Annotated in this window: 23 protein-coding genes and 3 tRNA genes; 11 read left to right on the forward strand and 15 right to left on the reverse strand. The window is 40.5% G+C overall.

The features are described 5' to 3' along the window. Nucleotides 1–23: 23 nt before the first annotated feature. From ttrB to ttrA, 3 genes are read left to right on the forward strand one after another with little or no spacing between them, the layout of a single operon-like run. On the forward strand, nt 24–761 hold the full coding sequence (gene ttrB / locus M0M83_RS07790) for a tetrathionate reductase subunit TtrB (RefSeq protein WP_036957869.1): 738 nt from the start codon (nt 24–26) through the stop codon (nt 759–761). Then, nucleotides 743–1,789 carry a tetrathionate reductase subunit TtrC gene (gene ttrC / locus M0M83_RS07795; protein ID WP_125890770.1) on the forward strand — a complete coding sequence of 349 codons (1,047 nt, stop codon included), beginning with the start codon at nt 743–745 and terminating at the stop codon, nt 1,787–1,789. The genes ttrB and ttrC overlap by 19 nt, the downstream gene beginning before the upstream one ends. Beyond that, on the forward strand, nt 1,782–4,856 hold the full coding sequence (gene ttrA / locus M0M83_RS07800) for a tetrathionate reductase subunit TtrA (RefSeq protein ID WP_213914104.1): 3,075 nt from the start codon (nt 1,782–1,784) through the stop codon (nt 4,854–4,856). Before ttrC ends, ttrA begins: the two co-directional genes overlap by 8 nt. A 186-nt stretch (nt 4,857–5,042) precedes the next feature. On the opposite strand, the gene M0M83_RS21760 is transcribed toward ttrA, so the two are convergent. The 3 genes from M0M83_RS21760 to M0M83_RS07815 form a co-directional block, all read right to left on the reverse strand. Further along, nucleotides 5,043–5,369 (reverse strand): hypothetical protein, encoded by a 327-nt coding sequence (locus M0M83_RS21760; protein WP_248468133.1) that lies wholly within the window; start codon nt 5,367–5,369, stop codon nt 5,043–5,045. A gap of 87 nt (nt 5,370–5,456) precedes the next feature. Next, nucleotides 5,457–6,050, reverse strand: a complete 594-nt coding sequence (locus M0M83_RS21765; protein ID WP_248468134.1) for a nickel/cobalt transporter — start codon at nt 6,048–6,050, stop codon at nt 5,457–5,459. Beyond that, nucleotides 6,041–6,676, reverse strand: coding sequence for a DUF1007 family protein (locus M0M83_RS07815; RefSeq protein ID WP_140170732.1), 636 nt, complete (start codon nt 6,674–6,676; stop codon nt 6,041–6,043). Before M0M83_RS07815 ends, M0M83_RS21765 begins: the two co-directional genes overlap by 10 nt. A gap of 261 nt (nt 6,677–6,937) precedes the next feature. Here M0M83_RS07815 and M0M83_RS07820 point away from each other — a divergent pair, with 261 nt between their 5' ends. Next, entirely contained in the window at nt 6,938–7,984 is a 1,047-nt protein-coding gene (locus M0M83_RS07820) for a rhodanese-related sulfurtransferase (RefSeq protein WP_213914102.1), read from the forward strand. A 323-nt stretch (nt 7,985–8,307) separates the two neighbouring features. Then, nucleotides 8,308–8,766 carry an Hsp20 family protein gene (locus M0M83_RS07825; protein WP_125890774.1) on the forward strand — a complete coding sequence of 153 codons (459 nt, stop codon included), beginning with the start codon at nt 8,308–8,310 and terminating at the stop codon, nt 8,764–8,766. 143 nt (nt 8,767–8,909) lie between these two features. On the opposite strand, the gene M0M83_RS07830 is transcribed toward M0M83_RS07825, so the two are convergent. The 8 genes from M0M83_RS07830 to M0M83_RS07865 all read right to left on the reverse strand — a co-directional run bounded on the left by M0M83_RS07830 (nt 8,910) and on the right by M0M83_RS07865 (nt 15,026). Then, complete coding sequence (locus M0M83_RS07830; RefSeq protein ID WP_213914100.1) at nt 8,910–9,503, reverse strand: LuxR C-terminal-related transcriptional regulator; 594 nt, start codon at nt 9,501–9,503, stop codon at nt 8,910–8,912. A gap of 208 nt (nt 9,504–9,711) precedes the next feature. Next, the gene (bssS, locus tag M0M83_RS07835; protein WP_004909784.1) at nt 9,712–9,966 is read right to left on the reverse strand and encodes a biofilm formation regulator BssS; all 255 of its coding nucleotides are present in this window, start codon (nt 9,964–9,966) and stop codon (nt 9,712–9,714) included. 219 nt (nt 9,967–10,185) lie between these two features. Further along, a complete protein-coding gene (gene pyrC / locus M0M83_RS07840) occupies nt 10,186–11,235 on the reverse strand; it encodes a dihydroorotase (protein ID WP_248468135.1) in 1,050 nt (349 codons plus the stop codon). A 211-nt stretch (nt 11,236–11,446) separates the two neighbouring features. Further along, nucleotides 11,447–11,522, reverse strand: a tRNA-Asn gene (locus M0M83_RS07845). Nucleotides 11,523–11,782: 260 nt separating this feature from the next. Further along, nucleotides 11,783–12,226, reverse strand: coding sequence for a universal stress protein (locus M0M83_RS07850; RefSeq protein ID WP_213914098.1), 444 nt, complete (start codon nt 12,224–12,226; stop codon nt 11,783–11,785). Nucleotides 12,227–12,247: 21 nt separating this feature from the next. After that, nucleotides 12,248–12,403, reverse strand: coding sequence for a siderophore-interacting protein (locus M0M83_RS21770; RefSeq protein ID WP_248468136.1), 156 nt, complete (start codon nt 12,401–12,403; stop codon nt 12,248–12,250). Continuing rightward, complete coding sequence (locus tag M0M83_RS07860; RefSeq protein WP_213914097.1) at nt 12,403–13,461, reverse strand: HlyD family secretion protein; 1,059 nt, start codon at nt 13,459–13,461, stop codon at nt 12,403–12,405. The genes M0M83_RS21770 and M0M83_RS07860 overlap by 1 nt, the downstream gene beginning before the upstream one ends. Nucleotides 13,462–13,484: 23 nt before the next feature. Further along, entirely contained in the window at nt 13,485–15,026 is a 1,542-nt protein-coding gene (locus M0M83_RS07865; RefSeq protein WP_213914096.1) for an MFS transporter, read from the reverse strand. A gap of 153 nt (nt 15,027–15,179) precedes the next feature. Between M0M83_RS07865 and M0M83_RS07870 the strand changes: the two genes are divergently transcribed. Next, entirely contained in the window at nt 15,180–16,082 is a 903-nt protein-coding gene (locus M0M83_RS07870) for a LysR family transcriptional regulator (RefSeq protein ID WP_248468137.1), read from the forward strand. A gap of 111 nt (nt 16,083–16,193) precedes the next feature. Here the strand turns inward: M0M83_RS07870 and M0M83_RS07875 are convergent. From M0M83_RS07875 to M0M83_RS07885, 3 genes are all read right to left on the reverse strand, one after another. Further along, nucleotides 16,194–16,269 (reverse strand) — tRNA-Asn (locus M0M83_RS07875). A 236-nt stretch (nt 16,270–16,505) separates the two neighbouring features. Continuing rightward, nucleotides 16,506–16,581, reverse strand: a tRNA-Asn gene (locus M0M83_RS07880). Nucleotides 16,582–16,716: 135 nt separating this feature from the next. Beyond that, nucleotides 16,717–17,220 carry a YlaC family protein gene (locus M0M83_RS07885; RefSeq protein WP_213914095.1) on the reverse strand — a complete coding sequence of 168 codons (504 nt, stop codon included), beginning with the start codon at nt 17,218–17,220 and terminating at the stop codon, nt 16,717–16,719. Nucleotides 17,221–17,698: 478 nt separating this feature from the next. Here M0M83_RS07885 and cspE point away from each other — a divergent pair, with 478 nt between their 5' ends. From cspE to mgtA, 4 genes are all read left to right on the forward strand, one after another. Further along, nucleotides 17,699–17,911 carry a transcription antiterminator/RNA stability regulator CspE gene (gene cspE, locus M0M83_RS07890; protein ID WP_004909801.1) on the forward strand — a complete coding sequence of 71 codons (213 nt, stop codon included), beginning with the start codon at nt 17,699–17,701 and terminating at the stop codon, nt 17,909–17,911. Between the two features lie 102 nt (nt 17,912–18,013). Next, the gene (gene dsrB / locus M0M83_RS07895; protein ID WP_004255792.1) at nt 18,014–18,205 is read left to right on the forward strand and encodes a protein DsrB; all 192 of its coding nucleotides are present in this window, start codon (nt 18,014–18,016) and stop codon (nt 18,203–18,205) included. A gap of 393 nt (nt 18,206–18,598) precedes the next feature. Then, nucleotides 18,599–19,297, forward strand: coding sequence for an MgtC family protein (locus M0M83_RS07900; protein ID WP_042847948.1), 699 nt, complete (start codon nt 18,599–18,601; stop codon nt 19,295–19,297). 144 nt (nt 19,298–19,441) lie between these two features. After that, nucleotides 19,442–22,144 (forward strand): magnesium-translocating P-type ATPase, encoded by a 2,703-nt coding sequence (mgtA, locus tag M0M83_RS07905; RefSeq protein WP_248468140.1) that lies wholly within the window; start codon nt 19,442–19,444, stop codon nt 22,142–22,144. A gap of 162 nt (nt 22,145–22,306) precedes the next feature. Here mgtA and M0M83_RS07910 read toward each other — a convergent pair whose 3' ends face one another. Beyond that, nucleotides 22,307–22,618: a DUF5339 domain-containing protein gene (locus M0M83_RS07910; protein ID WP_125890783.1), complete on the reverse strand. Its 312-nt coding sequence runs from the start codon at nt 22,616–22,618 to the stop codon at nt 22,307–22,309. A 1,057-nt stretch (nt 22,619–23,675) separates the two neighbouring features. On the opposite strand from M0M83_RS07910, the gene fliZ reads away from it, so the two are divergent. Further along, a complete protein-coding gene (gene fliZ, locus M0M83_RS07915) occupies nt 23,676–24,194 on the forward strand; it encodes a flagella biosynthesis regulatory protein FliZ (RefSeq protein ID WP_248468142.1) in 519 nt (172 codons plus the stop codon). Nucleotides 24,195–24,302 lie beyond the last annotated feature (108 nt).

The raw sequence follows: 24,302 nt of genomic DNA on the forward strand, positions 1-24,302 counted from the left end.
CAATGTCAATACTGGAGCCAATTATGGATCTGAGTAAACGAAAATTTCTACAACAAATTGGAGCCGTAACTGCAGGGGCATCATTAATTCCCATTGCAGAAGCCGGGCTCAATTTTTCCCCAACACGCCGAGAAGGCAACCCAGAAAAACGTTATGGAATGTTGATTGATTTGCGCCGCTGTATCGGTTGTCAGTCATGCACAGTAAGCTGCTCGGTTGAAAACCAAACGCCACAAGGTCAATTTAGAACGACAGTGAATCAATATCAAGTCGCAGTGAAAGGCGAAGAAGGGTTCACTAATGTGTTGTTACCCCGTTTATGTAACCACTGTGATAACCCGCCTTGTGTTCCGGTGTGTCCAGTTCAAGCGACTTTCCAGCGGGAGGACGGCATTGTTGTCGTTGATAACGAACGCTGTGTTGGCTGCGCTTACTGTGTGCAAGCCTGTCCATACGATGCGCGTTTTATCAACCACTCTACCCAAACTGCGGATAAATGCACATTCTGCGCTCATCGCTTAGAAGTAGGCTTATTGCCAGCTTGTGTTGAATCCTGTGTGGGTGGCGCACGTATTATTGGGGATTTAAAAGACCCTAACAGTACGATCCGTAAAATGCTGACGGAGCACGAGGCTGAAATCAAAGTACTCAAACCGGAAAGTGGCACCTTACCACAAGTTTTCTATATTGGTTTAGATGATGCATTCGTGCAGCCGCTGCAAGGCAAAGGGCAGCCCGCATTATGGCAGGAGGTGTTCTGATGAATGGCCAAGTGACTTATATTTCAGAAATTATGGCTCAGCCACAAGAGTTCTTCTGGCTTCCTTGGGCGGTACAATATTTCTTCTTCATTGGAATTGCGTCTTGCGCGGTACTGTACGCTTGCTATCTTCATTGGAGAAACAAACCTGAAAACAGCCGCTTAGAGATGATTGCTGTATTTATTGCTATCACGATGGGTATCACTGCACCGTTAGCATTAACCGCAGATTTACATCAAACCGCAAGGGTATGGCATTTCTACGCACATCCAACAATATGGTCTTGGATGTGGTGGGGTTCTGTGTTGCTACCATTATTCACCACATTTATTGGTTTATATTTTGTTGCATTAGTGGTGAAACTGATTTGGAAAAAAGAATTCAAAGCAACGCGTTGGGTTGCCTTGCTAGCCGCACTTTCAGCCATCGGCCTATTGTTATATACCGGCCGTGAAGCTTCAGTGTTAAATGCACGTCCAATTTGGTATAGCTGGTGGATCCCAGTATTGATGTTCCTGAGTGCTCTGCAAGTCTTACCTGCTTTGATTAGTCTAGGTGCACGCCGTGAACCTCAATATCAAAACCGCTTAGCTCGCTTCCAAGTGGTGACATTATTGCTATTCGCTGTGTGTTTTGCGCTATGGCTCTCAGGTGATACCACCTCAGGTATTGCTGTACGCCAACAGTTAGATACTGCAAGCCCTGGGTGGTGGATGCTGATGGGCGTTTGTGCATTGTGGGTAATCACTTTTGCGATGTCCGTCAGTAATTTAAAAGTGACTCGCTCCATCCCATATATCACTGTTTTAGCCTTAGTTTCAATGGCTTTTGCTTGGACGTTACGTTGGATTTTCCTGATGGAAGTTCAGGCGGTTCCAAAATATAACATTATCGCCAACCCATACCATTTCCCATTGGGAACTGACGGACTACTAGCTATCGTCGGTACATTCGGTTTATGGATTGCGTTAACAATTATTGTTCGTGAAGGTGTTCGCTGGTTTGCGAGGAGAGTGCAACATGGCTAAATTCTCAAGACGTCAATGGCTTAAAGGTGGTTTGGTTGTCGGTGGTATCGCATTATTTGGTGCAAGCTACCGTGATGTTGCCAAACGTGCAGTCGATGGTCTGGTTAATGGTACGTCAGGTAAAGTCACTCTTGATCGCATCAATGGTAACTCGTTACGCCCTGAAGGACAGGCACTGAAAGGTTGGCAAGAAAACCCAGAACAAGTGGTTGCGATGACCCAGTGTTTTGGTTGTTGGACTCAGTGTGGTATTCGTGCTCGCGTCGATACAGCAAAAAATGAAGTGTTGCGTATCGCGGGGAACCCTTATCACCCACTTTCTCATGAAGAGCACTTTCCTTATGGTATGCCGCTGAAAACCGCATTTAATAAAATGAGCGGGGAGTCAGGCCTTGAGCACCGCTCTACTGCCTGTGCTCGCGGTGCGACGTTAATGGAAGGCTTAACAAGCCCATTGCGTATTCTTGAGCCAATGAAACGTGTGGGTAAACGCGGAGAAGGCAAATGGGAGCGCATCAGCTTTGAACAACTAATTAAAGAAGTGGTTGAAGGGGGTGATTTATTTGGTGAGGGGCATGTGGATGGCTTACGGGCAATTCGTGACTTAGAAACGCCTTTAGACCCATCTCAACCTAAATTGGGGCCAAAAGCGAACCAATTATTAGTGACCAACGCAGGTGATGACGGCCGTGATGGTTTTATCCGCCGCTTTGCCCAAAATGCTTTCGGTAGTAAAAACTTCGGTGCCCACGGTTCTTATTGTGGACTGGCTTACCGTGCGGGTTCCGGTGCATTAATGGATGATTTAGACAAAAATGCCCACGTTAAACCCGATTGGGATAATGTTCGTTTCGCGCTATTCCTCGGCACATCGCCTGCGCAATCAGGTAACCCATTTAAGCGCCAAGGCCGACAGTTAGCGACAGCGCGTTTGCGCGATTCATTTAATTATGTGGTGGTTTCACCTGCATTACCATTAACAACGACTTTAGCGAATGACCACGGTCACTGGGTCCCCGTACAACCGGGCACTGATGCCGCGCTAGTGATGGGGATGATCCGTTGGATCATCGAAAACGAACGTTACAATGCAAAATACCTCAGCGTGCCAAGTGAAAAATCCATGGAAGCAGCGGGGGAGAAAAGCTGGACTAACTCAACCCATTTAGTGATTACGGATGATAACCATCCATTAGCTGGCAAATTGTTAATTTCTTCTTATATCACAGGGGAAGGTGACAATGAGAAAGCCTATTTAGTGCAAGATGCTGCGGGTGAGTTAAAACTGGCGGATGAAGCCCCTACAGCTGAGCTGTTTGTGACACGCCAAGTGACCTTGCACGATGGCAGTGAAGTGACCGTAAAATCCAGCTTCCAGTGTTTAAAAGAAGCGGCAAACCGTATGACGTTGGAAGAGTACAGCCAGCGTTGCCATGTTCCAGTAAAAACTATTGAATCACTCGGTAAAGCATTAACTTCTTACGATAGAAAAGCTGCGGTTATCTCCCATGGCGGTATGATGGGCGGTAATGGTTTCTACACCGCATGGTCAGTTATCATGCTTAACGCCTTGATTGGTAACTTAAACTTAAAAGGCGGTGTCTCTGTTGGAGGCGGTAAATTCAACGGGGAAAACGATGGACCACGTTATAAAATTGCCAGCTATAAAGGTAAAGTGAAACCTAAAGGTGTGGTGTTATCGCGCAGTAATGAAGTGTATGAAAAGTCCGATGAATTCAAAGCGCGCCAAGCAGCAGGAGAAAACCCATATCCAGCGAAAGCGCCTTGGTACCCGTTTGCTAAAGGTCAACTGACCGAGCAACTAGCATCTGCCTTGATGGGATACCCCTACGCACTGAAAGCGTGGATCACCAATATGACTAACCCTGTATACGGTATTGCTGGTATTCGTCAGGTGATGGAAGAAAAACTGAAAGACCCAAAACATTTACCGTTGATTATTGGTATTGATGCCTTTATGAATGAAACCACGGCATTAGCCGATTATATTGTGCCAGATACCCATAACTTCGAGAGTTGGGGGTTCAGCGCACCTTGGTCTGGTGTGCAGGTTAAAGCCAGTACGGCACGTTGGCCAATTGTGGAGTCACGTACAGCGAAAACTGCGGATGGCCAGCCAGTTTCGATGGAAAGTTTCTGTATCGCTGTAGCGAAAGAACTTAATTTACCCGGCTTTGGCGATAACGTGATTGAGGACATGGATGGCAACATGCATTCACTCAATACAGCGGAAGACTATTACTTAAGAGTGGCTGCCAATATGGCATGGTTAGGGGAAAAACCAGTCCCTGAAGCCGCAACAGAAGATATCCAAATCAGTGGCGTGGAGCGCATTTTACCGGCTATTACGCGGACTTTAAAACCGGAAGAAGTGCGTCGTGTTGCCTATATTTTCACACGCGGTGGCCGTTTTGCACCTTATGAAAAAGCATGGGATGGCGATGCAACAGGCCCTCAGTGGAAAAAAGGCCTACAAATATGGAACCCAACGGTGGCCGTTAATCGCCATGCCATAACCGGTGAACGTTATAGCGGTTGCCCGACGTATTACCCGCCTCGTATGGCGAATGGGGATGATGTGAATGCGGTATTCCCAGAAAAAGAGTGGCCGCTGAAACTGATGTCATTTAAATCCCATGTCATGAGCAGCTCAACGACTGTTATTGAACGTTTACGCCATGTGAAACCGACCAATCTAGTTGCTATCCACCCTGATGATGCAGCGAGAATGGGGGTAAAACATGGGGATTGGATCCGCATCACCACACCGGGTGGCCATGCTGAAGCCCAAGTGAGCGTGCTTGATGGCGTAATGCCGGGTGTGCTAGCAATTGAGCATGGCTATGGGCACACAGAGATGGGGGCGAAGCAGCATTACCTTGATGGCCAGCCAATGCCAATGAATGCGGCAAATGGCTCAGGAATTAACTTAAACGACCTTGGGTTCGCTGACCCGACACGTGAAGTTGCAAACACGTGGTTAGATTGGGTTTCGGGGGCATCGGTACGCCAAGGCTTACCAGCTCGTATTGAGTTAATTGGTTAAATGAAGTAGTAAGGATGGTGAGTGATGAGGACCTGCATAGCTTCATCATTAGCCATCTGGTAGTTGGCAATAAAATTGGACGTTGTAATAAGTAGTAAGCAGTTGACATTGCGCATAAAACGGTGTGTTACTGCACCGTGACTTCGGCAAATGCCTGGGAGGGGGAGCCCTCCCTTTTTTAATGGTTTACCGCAACAGTGGGGAAACCGATTGTTCTAAGCCAATACTTTGTAGCATCAGAACCCCCATCAAAACGAATAAAATACCCGCCAAAATTTTTAGTGTGATTGCCCAATAAGGGGAAAGTGACTTTCCTTTTAAGCGTGATACGCGAACCGCATTATCACGCATTAAATGAACAAAAAGAGCAATTAAACAAATAGTTAATGCTGTCCCCATTGCCATCGCTAAGGCTGCGATAACTCCCCATGCATATACTTCAATGACATAAGAAAACAGCAAGACAAGAATTGCTCCAGAGCAAGGACGGATCCCCATCGATAGGATAATCAATAACTTGCTTTTAAAACTAGATTGTAATTGATGGGATTGGATAACGTGCTGATGACCACAGTCACAGTTGTGCGAGACATTATGGGGCTAAGTTTTAATTATTGCCTTACTTGCTGAATTCAATGGCTGAATGCTTTTTATTGTGAGTGATGCCAAATGATTTGATTTGCGTATTAGCCAGACACGACGTATAGCGGAGATGCATAAATAGCTACCCAGCAAAATGACAAATAGATAACTGGTTTGCTCTGCATATAAACTGGCTTGGTTGAGATGCTTAGTAGAGAGTTGGAATAGGATCAGGACTAAGGAAACTAAAGTGATCGCAACAAGTCCTTGTAAGAGCGAAGCTAATAAACTAATGATAACACTCTGTTTTAAATGAGTCGCTTGGGTGGCAATATAAGTAGTGATAATTAATTTGCCATGTCCCGGGCCAAGTGCATGTAAAAAACCATACGCAAAACTAGCAACCACCAGTAACCCGCCTGCATACCATGGGCGAGAGGTGGTTTCTTGTAATAGGTAAGATAGCCCTTGGTTTAACTGTTTTTGCCAAGCTAGGCTAAGTTGTAACCATGAGCCCCAGTGGGTGTATAGCTGCCAAGCGGCATAGGTAATAAGCCCCATAAACAGCGCAGTAATTATTAGTCTTTGCGTACGTAAAGGCATTATGGACATTGAATATCAACCCGTTGTGCAAATTGTTTGCCAAGTGCCAAATCTTCTTCTGGGCTATCACTTTTGTCTAAAGAGAAAGCGTAGGCGCGCATTGAGTCGGTGACATTTGCTTCTTGTAGTTCCATCTGGCAATTTGCGGCAATATCCAAAGGCAGGTGAATTTGCTGTTTATTTGGGTAAGTCATGCTGACGTAGAACGTTGGGTCGTAAGTTTGAATTTCTACATGGGAACCTGCAATAGGCAAGGGCTGCATAAAGGAAGCGCTAAAGAAAAAAACTAAAGAAAAGCCTTCTTTTTCTAAATGATAGCTATCAGGAATACGTTTAAAGCTGACTTTCTTTCCTTGATAATAAAAGTCAGTGAAATAATCCTGCATCAACACATTCGCCATAATAATAGCTTCTTGCTGTTTCCAACGCGGGTCATCAGGTTTGATGCCTTTTAATTCATATGCGATATCCGCTGATGTCATTGGGTCCATTTTCCAAACATAGCTAATCCCTGAATATTTATCTTGTTTACTTTCAAGGGAAATTTGCATCTCAATAAAACTATGAGGGTGTGCCGCTGCGTGTGGAGCAACGATAAACAGAAATAAAAAATAAAAAGGAAAAAATCGCATCATTCAGTCAGCTAAATTGTTTTATCAAAAAAATGTTATAACATAACGAAGTGAAAACTAAAAAGAAAAATATCCGCTAATGATTGAAAATGGTATCTAAACGATTGGTTAATATTTCCATCACAATAACCCTGCAAATAAAGGGTTTTTTATTAACAAAATAACAGCGATAATATTTAATAATGGTCAAGTGTGGACACTTCGTGGACACCATTCGATTTTTAGCTTTAGAAATTAACTCGTTACAAAGGAAAAGAGAACACCATGCCAGTGTTACACAACCAAGTTTCAAATAAAATTTTAAAAGAGCGTATGTTGGCTGAAACGGAGCCCCGTACCACAATCTCTTTTTATAAGTATTTTAATATTCAAGACCCAAACGCATTTCGTAATCAATGGTATCAACAATTTAAAGCATTAAGCGTTTTTGGACGTGTTTATATTGCGAAAGAGGGTATTAATGCGCAAATCAGTGTGCCTGAATCTAATGTGGACGCATTGCGCGAACTAATCTATGCAACAGATCCCGCATTAGAAAACCTACGTTTAAATATTGCCATTGATGATGACGGTAAATCGTTCTGGGTGCTGCGCATGAAGGTCCGTGAACGTGTGGTGGCTGACGGTATTGATGACGAAACATTTAACCCTGCAAATACGGGGCAATATCTAAAAGCTCATGAAGTGAATGAGATGATTGATGACCCAAATACTGTTTTCGTTGATATGCGAAATCATTATGAGTATGAAGTCGGGCGTTTTGATAATGCCATTGAAATACCGTCAGATACGTTTAGAGAGCAACTGCCAATGGCGGTTGAAATGCTGCAAGAACAAAAAGACAAAAACGTTGTAATGTATTGTACTGGTGGGATCCGTTGTGAAAAAGCCAGTGCCTATATGCTGCATAACGGCTTCAAAAATGTCTATCATGTCGAAGGTGGGATTATTGAATACGCACGTAAGGCGAAAGAACAAGGCCTACCTTTACGGTTCAAAGGGAAAAACTTTGTTTTTGACAACCGCATGGGGGAGCGCATTACAGAGGACACATTAGCACAATGTCACCAATGTGGGGCACCTTGTGATGCACATACAAATTGCCGTAACGATGGTTGCCATTTGCTGTTTATCCAATGTCCTAATTGCGCAGAAAAGTATGAAGGTTGTTGCAGTCTATCTTGTACAGAAGAAATGAAACTTCCAGAGCAAGAACAACGCGCACGTCGTGCAGGCCGCGAAGTCAGCAATAAAATCTTTAATAAATCACGGCACCGCTTATCTGATGGGTTATTAAATAAAGATAACTAATTATTAATATTCCCGATAATGAGACAACTCTGCAATTAAGGGCGGGGTAGATCAAGATAATGAATTGAAATAAACAGTTATTTTATTCGATGTCATCATGTTACTTATACCCCCATGTATTTCGTATGAAATTCATGGGTTTTTTATGGTTTACAACAAATTACGCATTTTTGTAAAGAAATGTAAAACAGAGCTTGAAATACGAACTATCGACACTATATAAGAATTGCACCAAGAGAAAGCATTATCCCATACTAGGTTTATAATTAATGGTGCAGAGTCGTATATGTTTAGCTTGATATTAAAATACTGAAGGAGAAATTATGTCTAACATTAGATCTTTTTCATTATTCCCAACATTATCCGATAGCCTACTTTCTAACAGATTTGACCAAATGGATCGCTTGTTTAGCCAACTAACAGGTAACAGGCCGTTAACTTCAGAACATCCATACAATTTAAAACAAATAAATGAAACAAGCTATCAATTAACTGTAAGTGTTCCAGGTTATAAGGAAGAGGATTTAAATGTATCCTTAAAAGGTGGGAAATTGTATATTCAAGGTGAGCAATCAGCGGAATTAGTTGATGATTCTGAGAAATGGATCCATCAAGGAATAACGCAAAATAAGTTTTCACTTGAATTTAACCTTGGTAAAAATGTGAAGATTAAAAGCGCTGGATTAACTAGTGGATTACTAACTCTGGATATTGAATACGAAATTCCAGAAGAAGAGAAACCTCAAGTAATAGCTATTGAAAATAAAGATATAAAATCATAGTGTTATAAATTTAAACCATCAGCGATTGAAGTTAGTTCATAAAGTTGAATGCCGTTACTGAACGGTTAGTAAGGCCTGATTTCGCTTTTAAAGCGGAGTCAGGCCTTTTAACGTTTGTTTAGTCGATTTAAATTAGATTGTTTTTAATATAAATATTTAAATACATTATATATAAAAAATAACTCAATTCTATTTTTGACGAAAACTTTAGAAGCAATATGCCTTTTTTGTGAATAAACAGTACTGTTACTGATCCCTAACTTTCGAGAAATAATATGATTAGGGGTCTCATTCATCCAGTTATTAATAATTTTTTGTTCTTTAATTGTAAAAATGGATGATTCTATATTATTAGCAAGCTTGGTGATTTTTTCGATTTGCTCATGGTCTCGGATAACTTTATCAAGTGTTTGAGTAATAATGCTTTTTGATAGGATGAAATAATTATCCTTTAATAGTAATGGGTTGTTTGTTTGTGGGTAAGGGGCATTTATATAAATATAGAACCGTGTATTATTCGCATTGTTTAATAACTTCTGTAGGACAGGGCAGTAATTAGAGTAATTACAATAGTATGTTAGATTCACCAATATAATACTTGGTAATTGTGTATTTATAAAACCTATGGCTTCCTTTATACATCCTGTGCTAATAAATTCGAGCTTTTTATTTTTGGATAAGTATTCTGTAATGCCAAGACGTGTATAATAACATTCATCAATAACTAATATTCGCATTGGAACATCCTTGTTCGAGAAGATATCTTACAATAAATTGGAATTGATAGATAAGTCAACCAAGGATTAATAAAAATAATAAATAGTGTTCTTATTTGCAATTGCAAATTATTAATCAATTGATTAGGTAATTATATAAGGATATATAATTACCTTCATGAATATATAAATAAATGGATATTAGTAACACTAATATCCATTTATTTCCCTAGTGTGTTTTAAAACCAAGCTCGACATATTCTCCTGACTCGATTTTATCTACGCCAGCTTGCAGAATATGAATGAGTTGTTTCGCCACATCAGTTGTTAGCCACATGGTTTTATCCACAATAGCGTCGCCTGTGTGTTTATCTTGTTCAGGGAGGTAGTGCAAACGCAACATCATAGCGTCGTAATCATCGACAGTGCTGATGTCCCAGCCAACTACTGGGTGGGTTTGAATGACATCATTTTTTTTATTCATATAAACCTCCTAATCAAACATCGTGATAAATAATAAATATCTATAACTGACTAAGAGCAATGATCTCGTGATGAGTCCACTTTAGTATAAGGAGATTTCGCTAATAAGAAAGCAAATAAAACATTTTTTTTGCTTATATAGCAGAAAATGCATAAAACAGATAACAAGGGTTGAAAAAACAGAATGGGAAGCATCTTGAACTTCCCATTGGCGTGTTCACTACTGACCTAGAGAGATTGTCCAGCGAGCATCTTCCCCGGCTAAGAAAGGAACTAACTTATCATTACAGCAGTCAATAGATTCACAAATGATATTTTGTTCTTTAGTTAGCGTGATGGTGCCTTCATTCACAGGTAAATTATAGAATTTAGGACCATTTAATGAACAAAAAGCTTCGAAATGGGCCAAAGCCCCAAGCTCTTCAAAAACACTTGCGTAAGCCGCTAATGCCGTGGGGGCGTTAAAGACCCCTGCACAACCGCAGGAGGACTCTTTACGTGACTGTATGTGCGGTGCAGTATCGGTACCAAGAAAGAAACGGCCACACCCCGAAGCAACAGCTGTGCGTAGTGCTTCTTGGTGCACATTACGCTTCAAAATAGGTAAACAAAATAAATGCGGTCTGATGCCACCAACTAACATGTGGTTACGATTAAACATTAAATGTTGAGGTGTTAAAGTTGCAGCTGTAAATTCATTGGCTTCTTGGACATATTGAGCCGCTTCTTTGGTTGTTATGTGTTCAAGAACAATTTTCAATTTTGGAAACTGTGCCCGTAGTGGCAACATAACTTGTTCAATAAACAATGCTTCTCGGTCAAAGATATCGATATGGCTTGCAGTGATTTCACCATGAATAAGCAGTGGCATTCCTGCCTCTTCCATTGCCGCTAATACCGGGTAAATCTTTTTAATATCGGATACGCCATGGCTAGAATTAGTTGTTGCATTAGCCGGGTAGAGCTTACAGGCGGTAAACACGTCTTCGTTAAAGCCACGAATGACTTCAGTAGGATTTGTGCTATCCGTAAGGTAGCAGGTCATTAAAGGGGTAAATTGGTGCCCCTTAGGAACCGCGTTTAGAATGCGCTCCCGGTATGCTTTTGCGGCTTCAATCGTTGTGATTGGCGGAACTAAATTCGGCATGACAATTGCACGGCCAAAAAATTCACTGGTATAGGGAACGACCGTTTTTAACATATCATCATCGCGAAAATGAACATGCCAATCATCAGGGCGGCGGATCGTTAGGGTAGTTACAGTTGTCATTAAACCGGCTCCATAAGGGAAGAGTGAATGATGAGCGAGTGCTCAAGCCGGAATAGAATGATAAAGGTAAAGTGAAAAAATAGCTATGAGAAATCGCGATTATAGCGTATTTCAGAGGCTGATCGCGCAAATGGCGTAAATAAGTTATTTATTCAGGTCGTTAATAGCAAAAAACCTGCTCAAGTTTCCTTAAGCAGGTTTCTCTAAATTTTGGCTCCTCCAGCTGGACTCGAACCAGCGACATACGGATTAACAGTCCGCCGTTCTACCGACTGAACTATGGAGGAACTCCTTGGTACGCAGAGGATATTAGCTTTCTCTTATTGTATTGTCAAAGGAGAATAACGAAAAAAACGTTTGTTTGCCTGTTATCTGCACGAACTGTCGTAAGTTTGATCGAAAATAGGCTGGTGGTGATAAATCAAAGCGATATATTAACGAAAAGCGTGCCATAAATCTGTGTTGATGGGCTGTATATTATTGTGATTTTAGTGGCTAACCGCAGTTAACCACTGGGTAATAGCTGGATATCATTTACCAGAAATATCTACAGTGGAATGACGAGAACGGGTTGGGTGATATCGTCGAGTAAACTACGAGTCACCGAGGTATTAAGCCAGCGCCCAAGTGAAGAAATATGACGATGAGAAATAATTAATAACTCGCAATTATACTTTTCCATTTTTTTTGGGATGGTATTGATCGGTGTACCCGCCGCGAGTAGCCCTTCGGCTTTAAACCCCATGTTGTTTAAGGCGGCTGTGACTTCTTTTACCTGTTTTTCTGCCAAAGCTTCTTCTTTTTGCGCGGCAGGGTATTCATTCCACTCATCACTCTCTTTAGTTAATCCAGTACGACTTAGTGCAAAGGAATTATCAATAACAGTTAATACAATCACATTGCTGACACAGCCAGCCATACGTTGCATAAAGCTAAGGGCATTACTGCTATTTTCAAAGCTGTCGACCGCTAACAATACATTATTAATCATGATTATTTCCTAATAAGCGACCTAAATAGCGCTCTTAAAGTTAGATTCCCCTTTCTTCCAATACCCTTTGGCAAACAGTGAGGTTTTGGGGATCATTCGTTCATTGATAAATTTAAAACAACCCACCATTCGGTGGGCAAAGTCGCTGAGTTTTGTGTGGAGCCCAGTTTTGTTCATCAGTGGCTCCCATCCCGTGTATTAATGGTGACATCTGCGGACATGCCCACTCGCAGCGCATTCATCATCGCAGCATGGTCGGTGTTGTTATCAAAAATAATCTTTACAGGTATGCGCTGTACAATTTTAGTAAAATTACCTGTCGCATTTTCCGGAGCAATGGGGGAGAAACTCACACCAGACGCCGGCGCAATACTATCGACATAACCTTTCAATATTTGCCCTGGGAAGGTATCGATACTGATATCAACGACTTGGCCGTGAGTAATATTTTCCAATTGAGTTTCTTGATAATTCGCGATGATGTAGAGCTTGTTTTGGGGAACAATGGCCATTAAAGCATCACCTGGCTTGACAAACTCACCGACACGCAAACTTTTTTTACCAATGACACCACTAATAGGTGCAGTAATACGGGTATAGGAGAGGTTAAGCTCGGCCATCGCTTTTTTAGCTTGGGCCAACGTCAACTCAGCATTGCTATCGGCCTGTTTTGCTTCTAAAATTTGTAACATATTTTGGGCGGCTTTTAATGATGCTTCGGCTTGTGCAACACTTGCCGTCATTGTTTGCACGCGTGTCGTTGCTTGTTGCGCAGCTTGTTGTGAACCAGCACCGGTATTGGCCATTTTGTGGTAGCGAATTTTTTCTTGGTGCGCAAATTGCAGTTCAGCTTTAGCAGATTGTAGTTGGGCTTCTGCGGCAGCGATCAAGGCTTGCTGACGAGTTAAATTGGCTTTTGCGTCATCTTGACGTGCGCGAGCAGATTGCTCTTGTGCAGCGGCTTGAGAAAGTGCAACAGTGAATTCTCTAGGGTCAATGACGGCTAATAATTCACCTTCTTTGACCCATTGGTTATCTTGTACAAGGACTTCGGTCACTACGCCTGAAATTTGTGGTGAAATACGTGAGATATCTGCACGGATATAAGCATCATTGGTATTTTGAGCGTTTTTTTTAATCGCGAACTTATTAATTAATAACCCTCCCATCAAAACAGCAATAGCGGTGATAGCCAGAGCGACATTTTTATTAATTTTTAATTTGATCTTACTCATTCTAATTTCCTGATAATCAATAACTAAACAGCGGCAACAGACCGCGGTGGGTAAATACGAGTTGGCATCACTAAAATCAGCCCGGTTAATAACAGTGCTAAACCAGAAACCAGCAAATACAGGTCAGAGCTAGCTAAAACATGTCCTTGGCTTGAGGCGAGTTTAGTGAGCTCGCCAATAGAGTTTGTAGCAGTATCGCGATAAGTACTGCCGTAGCTGTCAGCAATCACGCCCGAATGGAAATCGCCACGCTGGCGGCTAAACAGGGCGATTGCTCCCCCAGCAGCCGTTGCTGCAAACCCTTTAACGGCATTAAACCAAGCCGCAGCAAAGGGGCCATCAGTAGGTAATAATCCACCAGTTGCCATCATCAATAGCGGAATGACGGCCATGGGTTGGGCTACGGCTTGTAAGAGGGAAATCAATCTAAAATTATCGCCATTCCAATCAGGGGTTAGCTGCGATGCGAGAACACAAGCGGTCGCCATCAAAAGCAAACTCATGGCGAGCACCCAACGGCAATCAACTTTTGGGGTATTACAAATAATGGCAACGATAGGGAGCGTAATGAGCTGTGGGAGTGATACCCATAGCATCATGTCTGAGGTTTGTTCTAAGCGATACCCTTGAATAGCCGATAAATAGCCAGAGGTAATATTCACCAAAGAAACCATAATCAATAATACACCACCAAGGGTGATTAATGAGAATGACAAGTTTCGTTTGCCAAGTAATTGTAAATTGAAAAAGGGTAATGGGTGATACCACTCGTTTATCAAAAACAGGGCTAATAGGCCAAGGCCACCAATTAATAAAACATAAATTAATGATGAATTTAACCAATCAAGGCGCTCTCCTTGGGAAATCCCTACGGTGAGCATGGCAAGTGCACTTCCACCGAGAAGTAAACCTCGCCAGTTAAACTGTTTGAGTCGTTCTAAACGTAAAGGGTCTTGTGGCAAACCAAAGCCAATACAGATGGTGGCTATCGCCATGAGTGGTAAATTCCAATAAAAATATCCACTCCACCCCCAGTGAAAGGCAAAAGCGGCTGCAGTGACACCAAAAGTCGCACTCCACGCAGAAACCCAACCATAAGCCCCTAAACCTAAAACTTTAATAAGTGGAGGCATAAAACGCAGCACTACCGTCATTAACATCGGGGGGAGAGCACCGCCAGCAAAGCCCTGTAAACTACGTATTGTCAATAGAAGGGCATAATGGTTTCCAAGCCATGGTGTAATTAACCCACCAATCAGATAAATAGAACACATAACAAGTGCGACACGACGTAGTGAGAACGTCGGCCAAAAGCAAGGTGTAAATCCCGAGCCAATTACAAAACCGGTTACATAACAAGTGATTAGCCAACTTCCAGTATCGATATTTAATGCCATTGCGCCCTGAATATCGCCTAGAGCGAATTTACTGGCGTTTTCTCCCACGCCACTCGCCATTACCGCTAAAAAAACACCAAATAGCCCCATCCATGTGCGACCACTGATCTCGTTCGCGCTGGCTATCCATTTGTTTTTTTTGGGTTGTGTGATAGACGCATCAACCATTTCAAACTCCTGCTATTTAAAAATTTGTTCTGTCATTTTTCAGCAGTAGTATCTAAACTTTATTTAATTGTTTAAAATGAAATGATGTAATTAAACTATTGCATAAAACGCAATCCACTAATAAGGAGGACTGCTAAGGGGCGAGGAGGGTAAATGCCACAAAAAATTGATTTCAATTTGATTTATGCGTTGAATTTATTGTTGGAAGAGGGAAGTGTAGGAGGAGCAGCCGAAAAAATGAACCTGAGCGCTCCTGCCATGAGCCGAATTTTAGGGAGAATTCGTGAGCAATTTAATGACCCGATCCTAGTCAGGGCGGGGCGTAAATTAGTACCCACGCCGAGAGCATTAGAACTAAAAGAACAACTTAGCCATATTATTGCTCAAGCGGAAGCGCTAATAGATCCTGACGAGTTATTCAATCCAAAAACATTAGAAAGAACATTTGTTATTCGTGCGAATGATATTTTCATTGGTGCTTTAGGTGGCGGGTTATTAGAAAAACTGAGGGAGCTGGCACCACAAAGCCGTTTAGTTTTTATTGCAGAAAGTGATACAGAAGATGATTCTTTGCGTAGTGGTAAGGTAGACTTGGTTATCGGTTCTTCTCGAGATTGGCACCCTGAAATTAAAGCTCAGAGCTTATTTACCAGCACTTTTCAGGCGTTAGTTCGCCCTGAGCATCCGATTATCGGGCAGGTGACGCCTGAAAGTTTAACCCATTACCCGCATATTAGCGTATCACGGAGAGGGCGAACGTTAGGGCCAATTGATGACGCATTACGGGATCTTCAATTACAGCGTAATGTTGTATTAACCTTACCTAGCTTTCATTCAGCCATGATGCTAACAATGAATTCTGATTATATTTTGCCGCTTCCTCGTCATGTGCTACAAGGGGTCAAGAGTGTGAATTTGCCATTAGTTGAAATTGAACTTCCTTTAGAGTTGGAATCGATATTTATTGTGCAGGCATGGCATCCAAGATTGGATAGGGACCCTGCGCATCAATGGTTACGCCAGACGATCAAACAGTTTTTTTTAGAGAAAGAATAGGCATTTATTTTATGGTGGGAACACTTGTATTTGCCGTAAATAAAGTAATGCTAAGAAGAGTAACTTTCAGCTAGAGAGCAAAAAGCCCGCATTAAGCGGGCTTTTAAAATTTGGCTCCTCCAGCTGGACTTGAACCAGCGACATACGGATTAACAGTCCGCCGTTCTACCGACTGAACTATGGAGGAATTGCTTTGTTCCTGAGAACGAGGCGCATATTACCCATCCTGTTCACTGTTGTAAAGTATAAAAATGAAAAAAATAGCCAAGTGAGTGTTAAGTAATCGATTTGGTGATTATCTATCCTAATGCATGACATATGGATTAGGGAGGGGGATTATTCACAGTAGAGATGAATGATACATTAGTGAGAGATATATCAAGCAGATAGCAAAAAGCCCGCATTAAGCGGGCTTTTAAAATTTGGCTCCTCCAGCTGGACTTGAACCAGCGACATACGGATTAACAGTCCGCCGTTCTACCGACTGAACTATGGAGGAATTACTTGTTCCTGAGAACGAGGCGAATATTAACGATATCATCTCAGGCTGTCAATCATAAAAACAGAAAAAACATCTAACTGCTCATTCACTGCACATTATGATGAAGTTTTGCTCTAGTTAATTGATATTGAATTAATTTTGAGCCGCAAGTGCGCCTGGTAATTGCGTAGAAACTTCAGGATAAGCGACGTGATAGATGTCATAAAATGAAATCATCCCCTTTAAAGCAATTAAACGCGATATTTCTTGTTTGATAGCTGGGCTTACATCTTGTGAATCAATAATTTTGCTTATTGCGTTATCAGAAACGGGCTCAGTGACAAACCATTCTCCGTTATAACAGACACGTAAATCTAAGACGCCAATATCTTCAAAGTGATAAACAGGTTTGATGTCAAAAAGTAGTACACTTGCTAATACAATAAAAAGAATGGTGATACCTAGAGCCCAATAAGGGCCAAAATAAGGGGCATACCAAAGAATTATGGCCAGGGGGACATAAGCCGCAACCATGCCAATACATAAATAAGGGTGGTTGGCGAGAAATTGGCTATTAAAATAAGGTTTCCCATCACGGTTTTCGCGTTTATTGATGGTAGCCAAATCTTCGACGAGTATTTGTTTGATAATATCCATGTGTATAACTCTCTGTCAGATATCTATACTAGGAGGGTATCACGAGCAATTAAGATTGTTATATATCAGTTAAAAAAAATATTTACACAGATTGTCATTGTATCAGATAGTTCTCACTGACATTTGGTGGCGGCTGCTTTTTTAGATTAAAGTTTTCTTTAAACTATCAACTAAATGCAACGATTTTGTTAACGTTATAGTCGATAAAAGTGATGTAATCGAAAAAACGGCATATTTTTCAGGTTTGCTCGTATAAAATAGTTGCTATTATCTTTAAGTCATGAGTTAATGAGTGTCGGCCTGTTTAGCAGTCCTATTTGATGTATGATTACTGAGTTAGTGTGTTCTAAAGAAGAAAGTTATCACAGATAGCCTTTGACCGTGACGCTGCATCTTGGTGTTTCCCTGATTAAATAGTTGACTCTGGCCCGTATATGCCAAAAGGCAAGTTTTTTTGATGTTATATAGGAAAAGTCAAATGTCCGACAAAATGAAAGGTCAAGTTAAGTGGTTCAACGAGTCTAAAGGCTTCGGTTTCATCACTCCAGCTGATGGTAGCAAAGACGTTTTCGTCCACTTCTCTGCCATTCAGGGCAATGGTTTCAAAACTCTGGCTGAAGGTCAGCAAGTTGAATTCACCATTGAAAACGGTGCAAAAGGCCCAGCAGCTGCTAACGTAACTGCTATCTAAGCTAATTGCTTAACTGATTTTCTAAAGCCCGTCATTTTTAATGACGGGCTTTTTCGTATGCGTTACATTTATGGTTAATATATTTTGTTGGAAAAGAATGTTATGAATATTAATGACCGTGTTTATGTAAAAACAGACGGAGAAGAGCGTCGAGAAGGAACTATTTTACTTATTGAACCCTTCAATGAAGGGGTAATGTATTTAATTGCATTACCTGATTACCCTGAAGGTATTTGGTTCTTTAATGAAAAAGAAGGCGATGAAGGGATTTTTGTTACGCCAATTGAAAGATAAGTTCAATTTAATGGGCACTTTGTCCTTTACTTAATAATTTTCCCCACTTATACTCCTTCCATCTTTTATTTAGGAGATTATTACTTGGACAGTCAGAGTTGGAATAAAAACTTAATTTAATGGCAAGCCAGTAATCGTCTTTTCTTTTCACTGCTTGCCACAACGGCGGGCGGTGTCTGATGTTTCCTCATCATACTACTCCCTTATAATTGTATTTCACTAGATAGCGTATTATAGCTGTATTGAGTGTGTATTATGTTGGTCTATATTTATTCTCTATTTCCTCCTGGCAATAGCTAATGGTTTTTGAGTAATTATTTTACTCAAAATATGGCTATATGCTTTTTATTAAGCATATAAATCATTATCCAAGTTATTTTTGGAGGGATTATCATGCTTTTTTCCCCTGATATTTTAAATTTACTGTCTGCTATGTGTTTTGGTGCATTAATTGGTGCTGAGCGCCAATGGCGTCAACGAATGGCGGGATTGAGAACGAATGCACTGGTTGCAACTGGAGCGGCGGTATTTATTTTAAGTTCTGTAACGACATCGCCAGATAGCCCCGGGCGTATTGCTGCTCAAGTGGTGTCTGGAATTGGCTTCCTTGGGGCGGGTGTGATTATGCGTGAAGGCATGAATATCCGAGGGTTAAACACTGCGGCGACGCTTTGGTGTTCTGCAGGGATCGGTGTTTTATGTGGATTAGGGCAATACTCTTTGGCATTGATGGCGACATTATTAATTTTATGCGCCAATATTTTGTTAAGAGAAGCGGCTTCACGAATTAATAAACAACCTCAACAGCAAGCGCTCGATGTCGAACAACGTTATAAAATTCGTGTCATGTGCCATCAAACGGATGAAATCTTAGTAAGAACACTTATTTTACAAGCAATTAACGGATTGCATATTCGATTGCGATCGTTAAGCAGCGCAGACACATTGAAACCTGAACAGCTGGAAGTGTGTGCTGAGTTTCTTGCGACACCTGCCGAACAGAAAGAAATTGAAGCATTGGTATGCAGAATAAGCCTTGAGCAAAGTGTTAGTGCTATCAATTGGAAAGTGGCATCAGAGCTACCGGCCTGATGACTTTAAATTAACACACTATAGGAGCTGAAATGGACGACCACCCTCCGTCATGGAGATGTAAATTGGAGCTATCCTACTGATAATAATTTTATTTCAGTTGGATAGCGTAAAAATCACGAGTGTTGTATTCGAGACAACGTTATGACTGAAATAAGAGAACCGCGCAAAAGCGTCAAAGCAGCTGTTCGCCAAAAATTTATTGTTGGCGAACAAGCGAGTAAAAATATTGAGCAAGTGCTCAACGAATATCAAACAAATTTATTAGGCTTACCAGAGAATGAGGCGATGGATCGCTTAGTGACTGAAGGCGAAAATGAAGTTGCTCATGAAAAAGCCCCTCCAGCATGGAAACAATTGATCTCTTCCTTTAAAAATCCATTCATATTCGTACTGATTATATTAGCCATTGTGAGCTTTTTTACGGATTATGTTATTCCCAAACGTCAAGGTGAAGAAACAGATTTAACCGGGGTGATTATTATCGTCACGATGGTTTTACTGAGTGGATTTTTACGTTTTTGGCAAGAGTATCGTACCAATAAAGCGGCAGAAGCCTTGAAATCTTTAGTTCGTACGACAGCGACTGTATTTCGTCGCGACAATAAAACGGGGCGCTCAGTTCGAAAAGAGGTACCGATTAAATGCTTAGTACCTGGGGATATAGTGTTGTTATCCGCAGGGGATATGGTTCCTGCTGATTTAAAGTTAGTCGAATCAAGAGATTTATTTATTAGCCAAGCGATTCTAACGGGGGAGTCCATACCAGTTGAAAAATATGACACATTGGGTGATGTTTCAGCTAAAAGTTTAGAACCTGTATCGCCAACAGAAAATGAGTTGTTAGAAATTTCAAATATCTGCTTAATGGGAACTAATGTTACCAGTGGTACAGCCCGTGGAATTGTAGTCGCAACAGGCGGAAAAACCTATTTAGGCTCACTGGCCAAATCGATTGTGGGAAGCCGTGCACAAACATCGTTTGATCGTGGTGTGAATAGTGTCAGTTGGTTATTGATCCGTTTTATGTTGGTCATGGTACCAATTGTCTTACTTATCAATGGGTTTACTAAAGGAGATTGGTTCGAAGCGACATTATTCTCACTGGCTGTTGCTGTGGGGTTAACGCCCGAAATGTTACCGATGATTGTAAGCTCAAACTTAGCCAAAGGGGCAATCGCCATGTCAAAACACAAGGTGATTGTCAAAAGATTAAATGCGATACAAAACTTTGGTGCAATGGATGTGCTGTGTACGGATAAAACGGGAACTTTAACGCAAGATCGTATTATTTTAGAACATTATTTAGACAGTAATGGGCTGAGAAATAGTAAAATCTTGCAACTGGCTTGGCTAAATAGCTTCCATCAAAGTGGCGCTAAAAACATGATGGATCAGGCAATTATTCGCCGTGGTAGAGGTAACAGTGAAGTTGAGCAGCTAAAAGGATTTCAAAAAATTGATGAATTACCCTTTGATTTTATTCGACGCAAATTGTCAGTAACTGTGAGAACACCGGAGGGTGAAGCCCTACTTATTTGTAAGGGAGCGGCTGAGGAAATGTTAGCTGTTTGCCAAAGTTACCAACAAGATGGTGAACTTCATTTACTGGATGACCAAGCAAGAACAAAAATTACCGAGCTAGTGAGTGACTATAACAGACAGGGATTTCGTGTATTGTTACTCGCTACTCGTTATTTGAATAAAGCGGAAGCCAGCTTACCGCTTTCGGCTCAAGCAGAGCATCAGTTAGAATTGCAAGGCATTTTAACTTTTCTTGACCCCGCAAAAGAAAGTGCAATTTCAGCTATTGCTGCACTACGTGAAAACGGTGTGACGGTTAAGGTGTTGACGGGGGATAATGCGATTATTACTGAAAAAATTTGTCATGATGTTGGTTTAAATATCAGTGAAATCATGACCGGCTTAGAGGTTGAAGAGCTGACAGACGAAGAGTTGAGCCAAAAAGTTGAACAGGTTTCCGTTTTTTGTAAATTAACACCCTTGCAAAAGTCCCGTATTTTAAAACGGTTACAAGCTAATGGACATACGGTTGGTTTTCTTGGTGATGGGATCAATGATGCGCCTGCGTTACGTGATGCTGATGTGGGAATTTCAGTTGATACAGGGACGGATATTGCTAAGGAGTCTGCGGATATTATCTTACTTGAAAAAGATTTGATGGTATTAGAGCAGGGGGTGATTAAAGGACGAGAGACATTCGGTAATATTATTAAATACTTAAATATGACCGCGAGCTCTAACTTCGGTAACGTATTTTCTGTATTAATTGCGAGTGCATTTATTCCCTTCCTACCGATGCTAGCTATTCATTTGCTCGTTCAAAACTTGCTGTATGATATTTCCCAGCTTGCATTGCCATGGGATAAAATGGACAAAGAGTTTTTAAAACGCCCCCGCAAGTGGGATGCAAAGAATATCGGCCGTTTTATGATTTGGATTGGGCCAACATCATCTATCTTTGATATTACGACTTTCGCACTAATGTGGTACGTGTTCCAAGCAAATAGTGTTGCTCATGAAGCGTTGTTCCAATCGGGTTGGTTTGTTGAAGGGTTACTTTCACAGACGCTAGTTGTTCATATGTTAAGAACACAAAAAATACCGTTTATACAAAGTACTGCCGCACTACCTGTTATGCTAACAACGGGGTTAATTATGGCTCTTGGGCTATATATTCCATTTTCTTCATTTGGTGAAATGATAGGATTACAACCGTTACCAATAGAATATTTCCCATGGTTAGCGCTCACATTAGTAAGCTATTGTGTTGTCGCTCAGTTGATGAAGCAATTTTATATCAAACGTTTTGGAACTTGGTTATAAAATAGCGTTAAAGGGGGGGAGGTTCAATAACCTCTTATCTGTTTTGTTAGGTATCTAGTGTGGGTTATTTATTATTTACTGTAACTCATTAATATTCAAAAAATAAAAAGAGCCATAATGACAATGGCTCTTTTTGATTTTACAGAATAAAAAGAATAGGGCTTATTGCAGGCCTAAAGCAGTTTTCATCTGTTTCATTGCATCAATACCTTGTTGGCAAGCTTTATCTTGCTGATCTTTAGGTAGTGCAGCAACTTGTTTTTTACCTTCTTCCAACTGGCCTTTCATTGCATCTAACTGCGTTTTTGCTTGCGGATTTTCCGAAGCTTTAGCAATTAAGCTATCAACTTCAGCAAAGTAAGCATTACAAGTTTCAGTTGCACCAGCAACTTCGCCTTTTTTCTCTTCTTCTGAACAAGCAGTGATCGTCAGTGCCAATAACCCCATACCACAAGCTAAAATCAACTTTTTCATAATCAACCTTATTAAAATTATTTATATAGCGAATTGAGTATATAAGAGATGTTTTTAATATCAAACGTGACAAATCCTAAAATAATATTTTAGCTAATCGATTAAATTTCAATTTAATAGGGCTATCATGTTTTATTTTTAGATGTTTTCATTACATAATTTCATTTCTTTATATTAAAACCTTTTTTATCATGTGGTTATGATGCAGTCTTGACGACTCTACCTATATTTAGAGTGATTACTGGATAATGTAATCGAGGTTAGAGAGAAGACAGTTAAAGGCTAGCTTGTAGAATGAGGACAAGTGGAGTTACGGTTTCTTAATTTAATAAACATATTTTTTGGCAATAATTATGTTTCAACTATCACGGTAGAATTATATTTAATGCGTGAAATTACTTAAGCAAGCTACCTATATAAGTTCTTTTAATATCGATATAACATTTTCTTATATTAAATTAAATCCATTACAAAAACGTTTATTTGTAACAAAATGTTTACGGTCGAATGATGCGTTTTCACTATGAAATATTTACAGAATTAATAGCTGTTCATTTAAGATGCAATTATAGATGTGAAAGGTGAGCTACTTCACAAATTTAAGAATAAAACCTTTGTATTAGTATAAGTTTGATTTTTAAATCAAATTTTCTTTGTACGCAGATGAAATTATCAGGTAAAGTCTTTGTTTTTAAGCGAACTAACATATCAATAGCGCTTAAGTAATAGTTAATGATAGGTGTACAGAGTTAACGACAACTCAGTTAATTTTGTTGACGCTAACCCAAATTCGTACCAAAATTGACTTATCATAGAAATTCGCCAAAGAGCGAAAGACGGGTTAGAATGCGTTTAATAAAGGGCAATAACTTTTCTTACTATACATTTATAGGGTGATTAGTTCTCCAAAGGTAAAGTAAGAATATATGATATGGCTTAGCTATATCGCGATGCAACATAGCAGATATTATATTAATGCTATGGGCATACAATGTATGTAGCCTGATTTATCTGGTTACACTTTTATATTTAGACTTACACACAGGGCTTTACCATTATGTCTGCTTCTATTGTAAAGAAACGGCCTCTGAGTCGTTACATCAAAGATTTTAAACACAGCCAAACTCATTGTGCACATTGTCACAAGACTCTTGATCGCATCTCTTTAGTTTTCAACGATGACATCTTAAATAAAGAAGCTATCGCTGATATGACTGAATTGGTTGATGAGGGCACTTGGGGGGAGCTACAAGGTAAATTTACTGCACTTTGTCGTTTTTGTAGTGAAATTTATTGCAATAGTAATACTGATTATTTTGATATTATGTCATTTAAACAGTATTTATTCTTACAGACTGAGATGAGCCATAGCACAGTTCGTGAATATGTTGTTCGCTTACGCCGTTTAGATGAGCTGTTATCCTCATCTAATTTTTCTATGAAAGAATTTACTGCGAGTAAAGTTCAAGATGAATTAAGTGAGAAAATGACAGATTCTGCGTTCAGTAATTACAATATTGCATTACGTAAATATGAGCAGTATTTATTCTGGGAATCAGAAAAACGCAATAATTAGAATAACATATTGAAAATAAGCGTCGCTATTTTCATTGTTATTTTTAAGTAATGGTGTCCTTATGGGCACCTTTTATGTTTTTAGCGCTTAGATAAGTGTATTTTTAAA

This window comes from Providencia rettgeri (genome assembly GCF_023205015.1).
GTDB lineage: Bacteria > Pseudomonadota > Gammaproteobacteria > Enterobacterales > Enterobacteriaceae > Providencia > Providencia rettgeri_E.

Excerpts from the sequence above, each read along its gene's own strand:
- ttrC (WP_125890770.1), top strand. The coding sequence starts at position 743 with ATGGCAGGAGGTGTTCTGATGAATGGCCAAGTGACTTATATTTCAGAA.
- M0M83_RS21765 (WP_248468134.1), bottom strand. The coding sequence starts at position 6,050 with ATGTCCATAATGCCTTTACGTACGCAAAGACTAATAATTACTGCGCTG.
- M0M83_RS07815 (WP_140170732.1), bottom strand. The coding sequence starts at position 6,676 with ATGATGCGATTTTTTCCTTTTTATTTTTTATTTCTGTTTATCGTTGCT.
- M0M83_RS07865 (WP_213914096.1), bottom strand. The coding sequence starts at position 15,026 with ATGGTTGATGCGTCTATCACACAACCCAAAAAAAACAAATGGATAGCC.
- ttrA (WP_213914104.1), top strand. The coding sequence starts at position 1,782 with ATGGCTAAATTCTCAAGACGTCAATGGCTTAAAGGTGGTTTGGTTGTC.
- M0M83_RS07860 (WP_213914097.1), bottom strand. The coding sequence starts at position 13,461 with ATGAGTAAGATCAAATTAAAAATTAATAAAAATGTCGCTCTGGCTATC.
- M0M83_RS21770 (WP_248468136.1), bottom strand. The coding sequence starts at position 12,403 with ATGAACAAAACTGGGCTCCACACAAAACTCAGCGACTTTGCCCACCGA.
- ttrB (WP_036957869.1), top strand. The coding sequence starts at position 24 with ATGGATCTGAGTAAACGAAAATTTCTACAACAAATTGGAGCCGTAACT.
- cspE (WP_004909801.1), top strand. The coding sequence starts at position 17,699 with ATGTCCGACAAAATGAAAGGTCAAGTTAAGTGGTTCAACGAGTCTAAA.
- dsrB (WP_004255792.1), top strand. The coding sequence starts at position 18,014 with ATGAATATTAATGACCGTGTTTATGTAAAAACAGACGGAGAAGAGCGT.
- M0M83_RS07850 (WP_213914098.1), bottom strand. The coding sequence starts at position 12,226 with ATGATTAATAATGTATTGTTAGCGGTCGACAGCTTTGAAAATAGCAGT.
- M0M83_RS07910 (WP_125890783.1), bottom strand. The coding sequence starts at position 22,618 with ATGAAAAAGTTGATTTTAGCTTGTGGTATGGGGTTATTGGCACTGACG.
- mgtA (WP_248468140.1), top strand. The coding sequence starts at position 19,442 with ATGACTGAAATAAGAGAACCGCGCAAAAGCGTCAAAGCAGCTGTTCGC.
- M0M83_RS07825 (WP_125890774.1), top strand. The coding sequence starts at position 8,308 with ATGTCTAACATTAGATCTTTTTCATTATTCCCAACATTATCCGATAGC.
- M0M83_RS07830 (WP_213914100.1), bottom strand. The coding sequence starts at position 9,503 with ATGCGAATATTAGTTATTGATGAATGTTATTATACACGTCTTGGCATT.
- pyrC (WP_248468135.1), bottom strand. The coding sequence starts at position 11,235 with ATGACAACTGTAACTACCCTAACGATCCGCCGCCCTGATGATTGGCAT.
- fliZ (WP_248468142.1), top strand. The coding sequence starts at position 23,676 with ATGTCTGCTTCTATTGTAAAGAAACGGCCTCTGAGTCGTTACATCAAA.
- M0M83_RS07885 (WP_213914095.1), bottom strand. The coding sequence starts at position 17,220 with ATGGATATTATCAAACAAATACTCGTCGAAGATTTGGCTACCATCAAT.
- bssS (WP_004909784.1), bottom strand. The coding sequence starts at position 9,966 with ATGAATAAAAAAAATGATGTCATTCAAACCCACCCAGTAGTTGGCTGG.
- M0M83_RS07820 (WP_213914102.1), top strand. The coding sequence starts at position 6,938 with ATGCCAGTGTTACACAACCAAGTTTCAAATAAAATTTTAAAAGAGCGT.
- M0M83_RS07900 (WP_042847948.1), top strand. The coding sequence starts at position 18,599 with ATGCTTTTTTCCCCTGATATTTTAAATTTACTGTCTGCTATGTGTTTT.
- M0M83_RS07870 (WP_248468137.1), top strand. The coding sequence starts at position 15,180 with ATGCCACAAAAAATTGATTTCAATTTGATTTATGCGTTGAATTTATTG.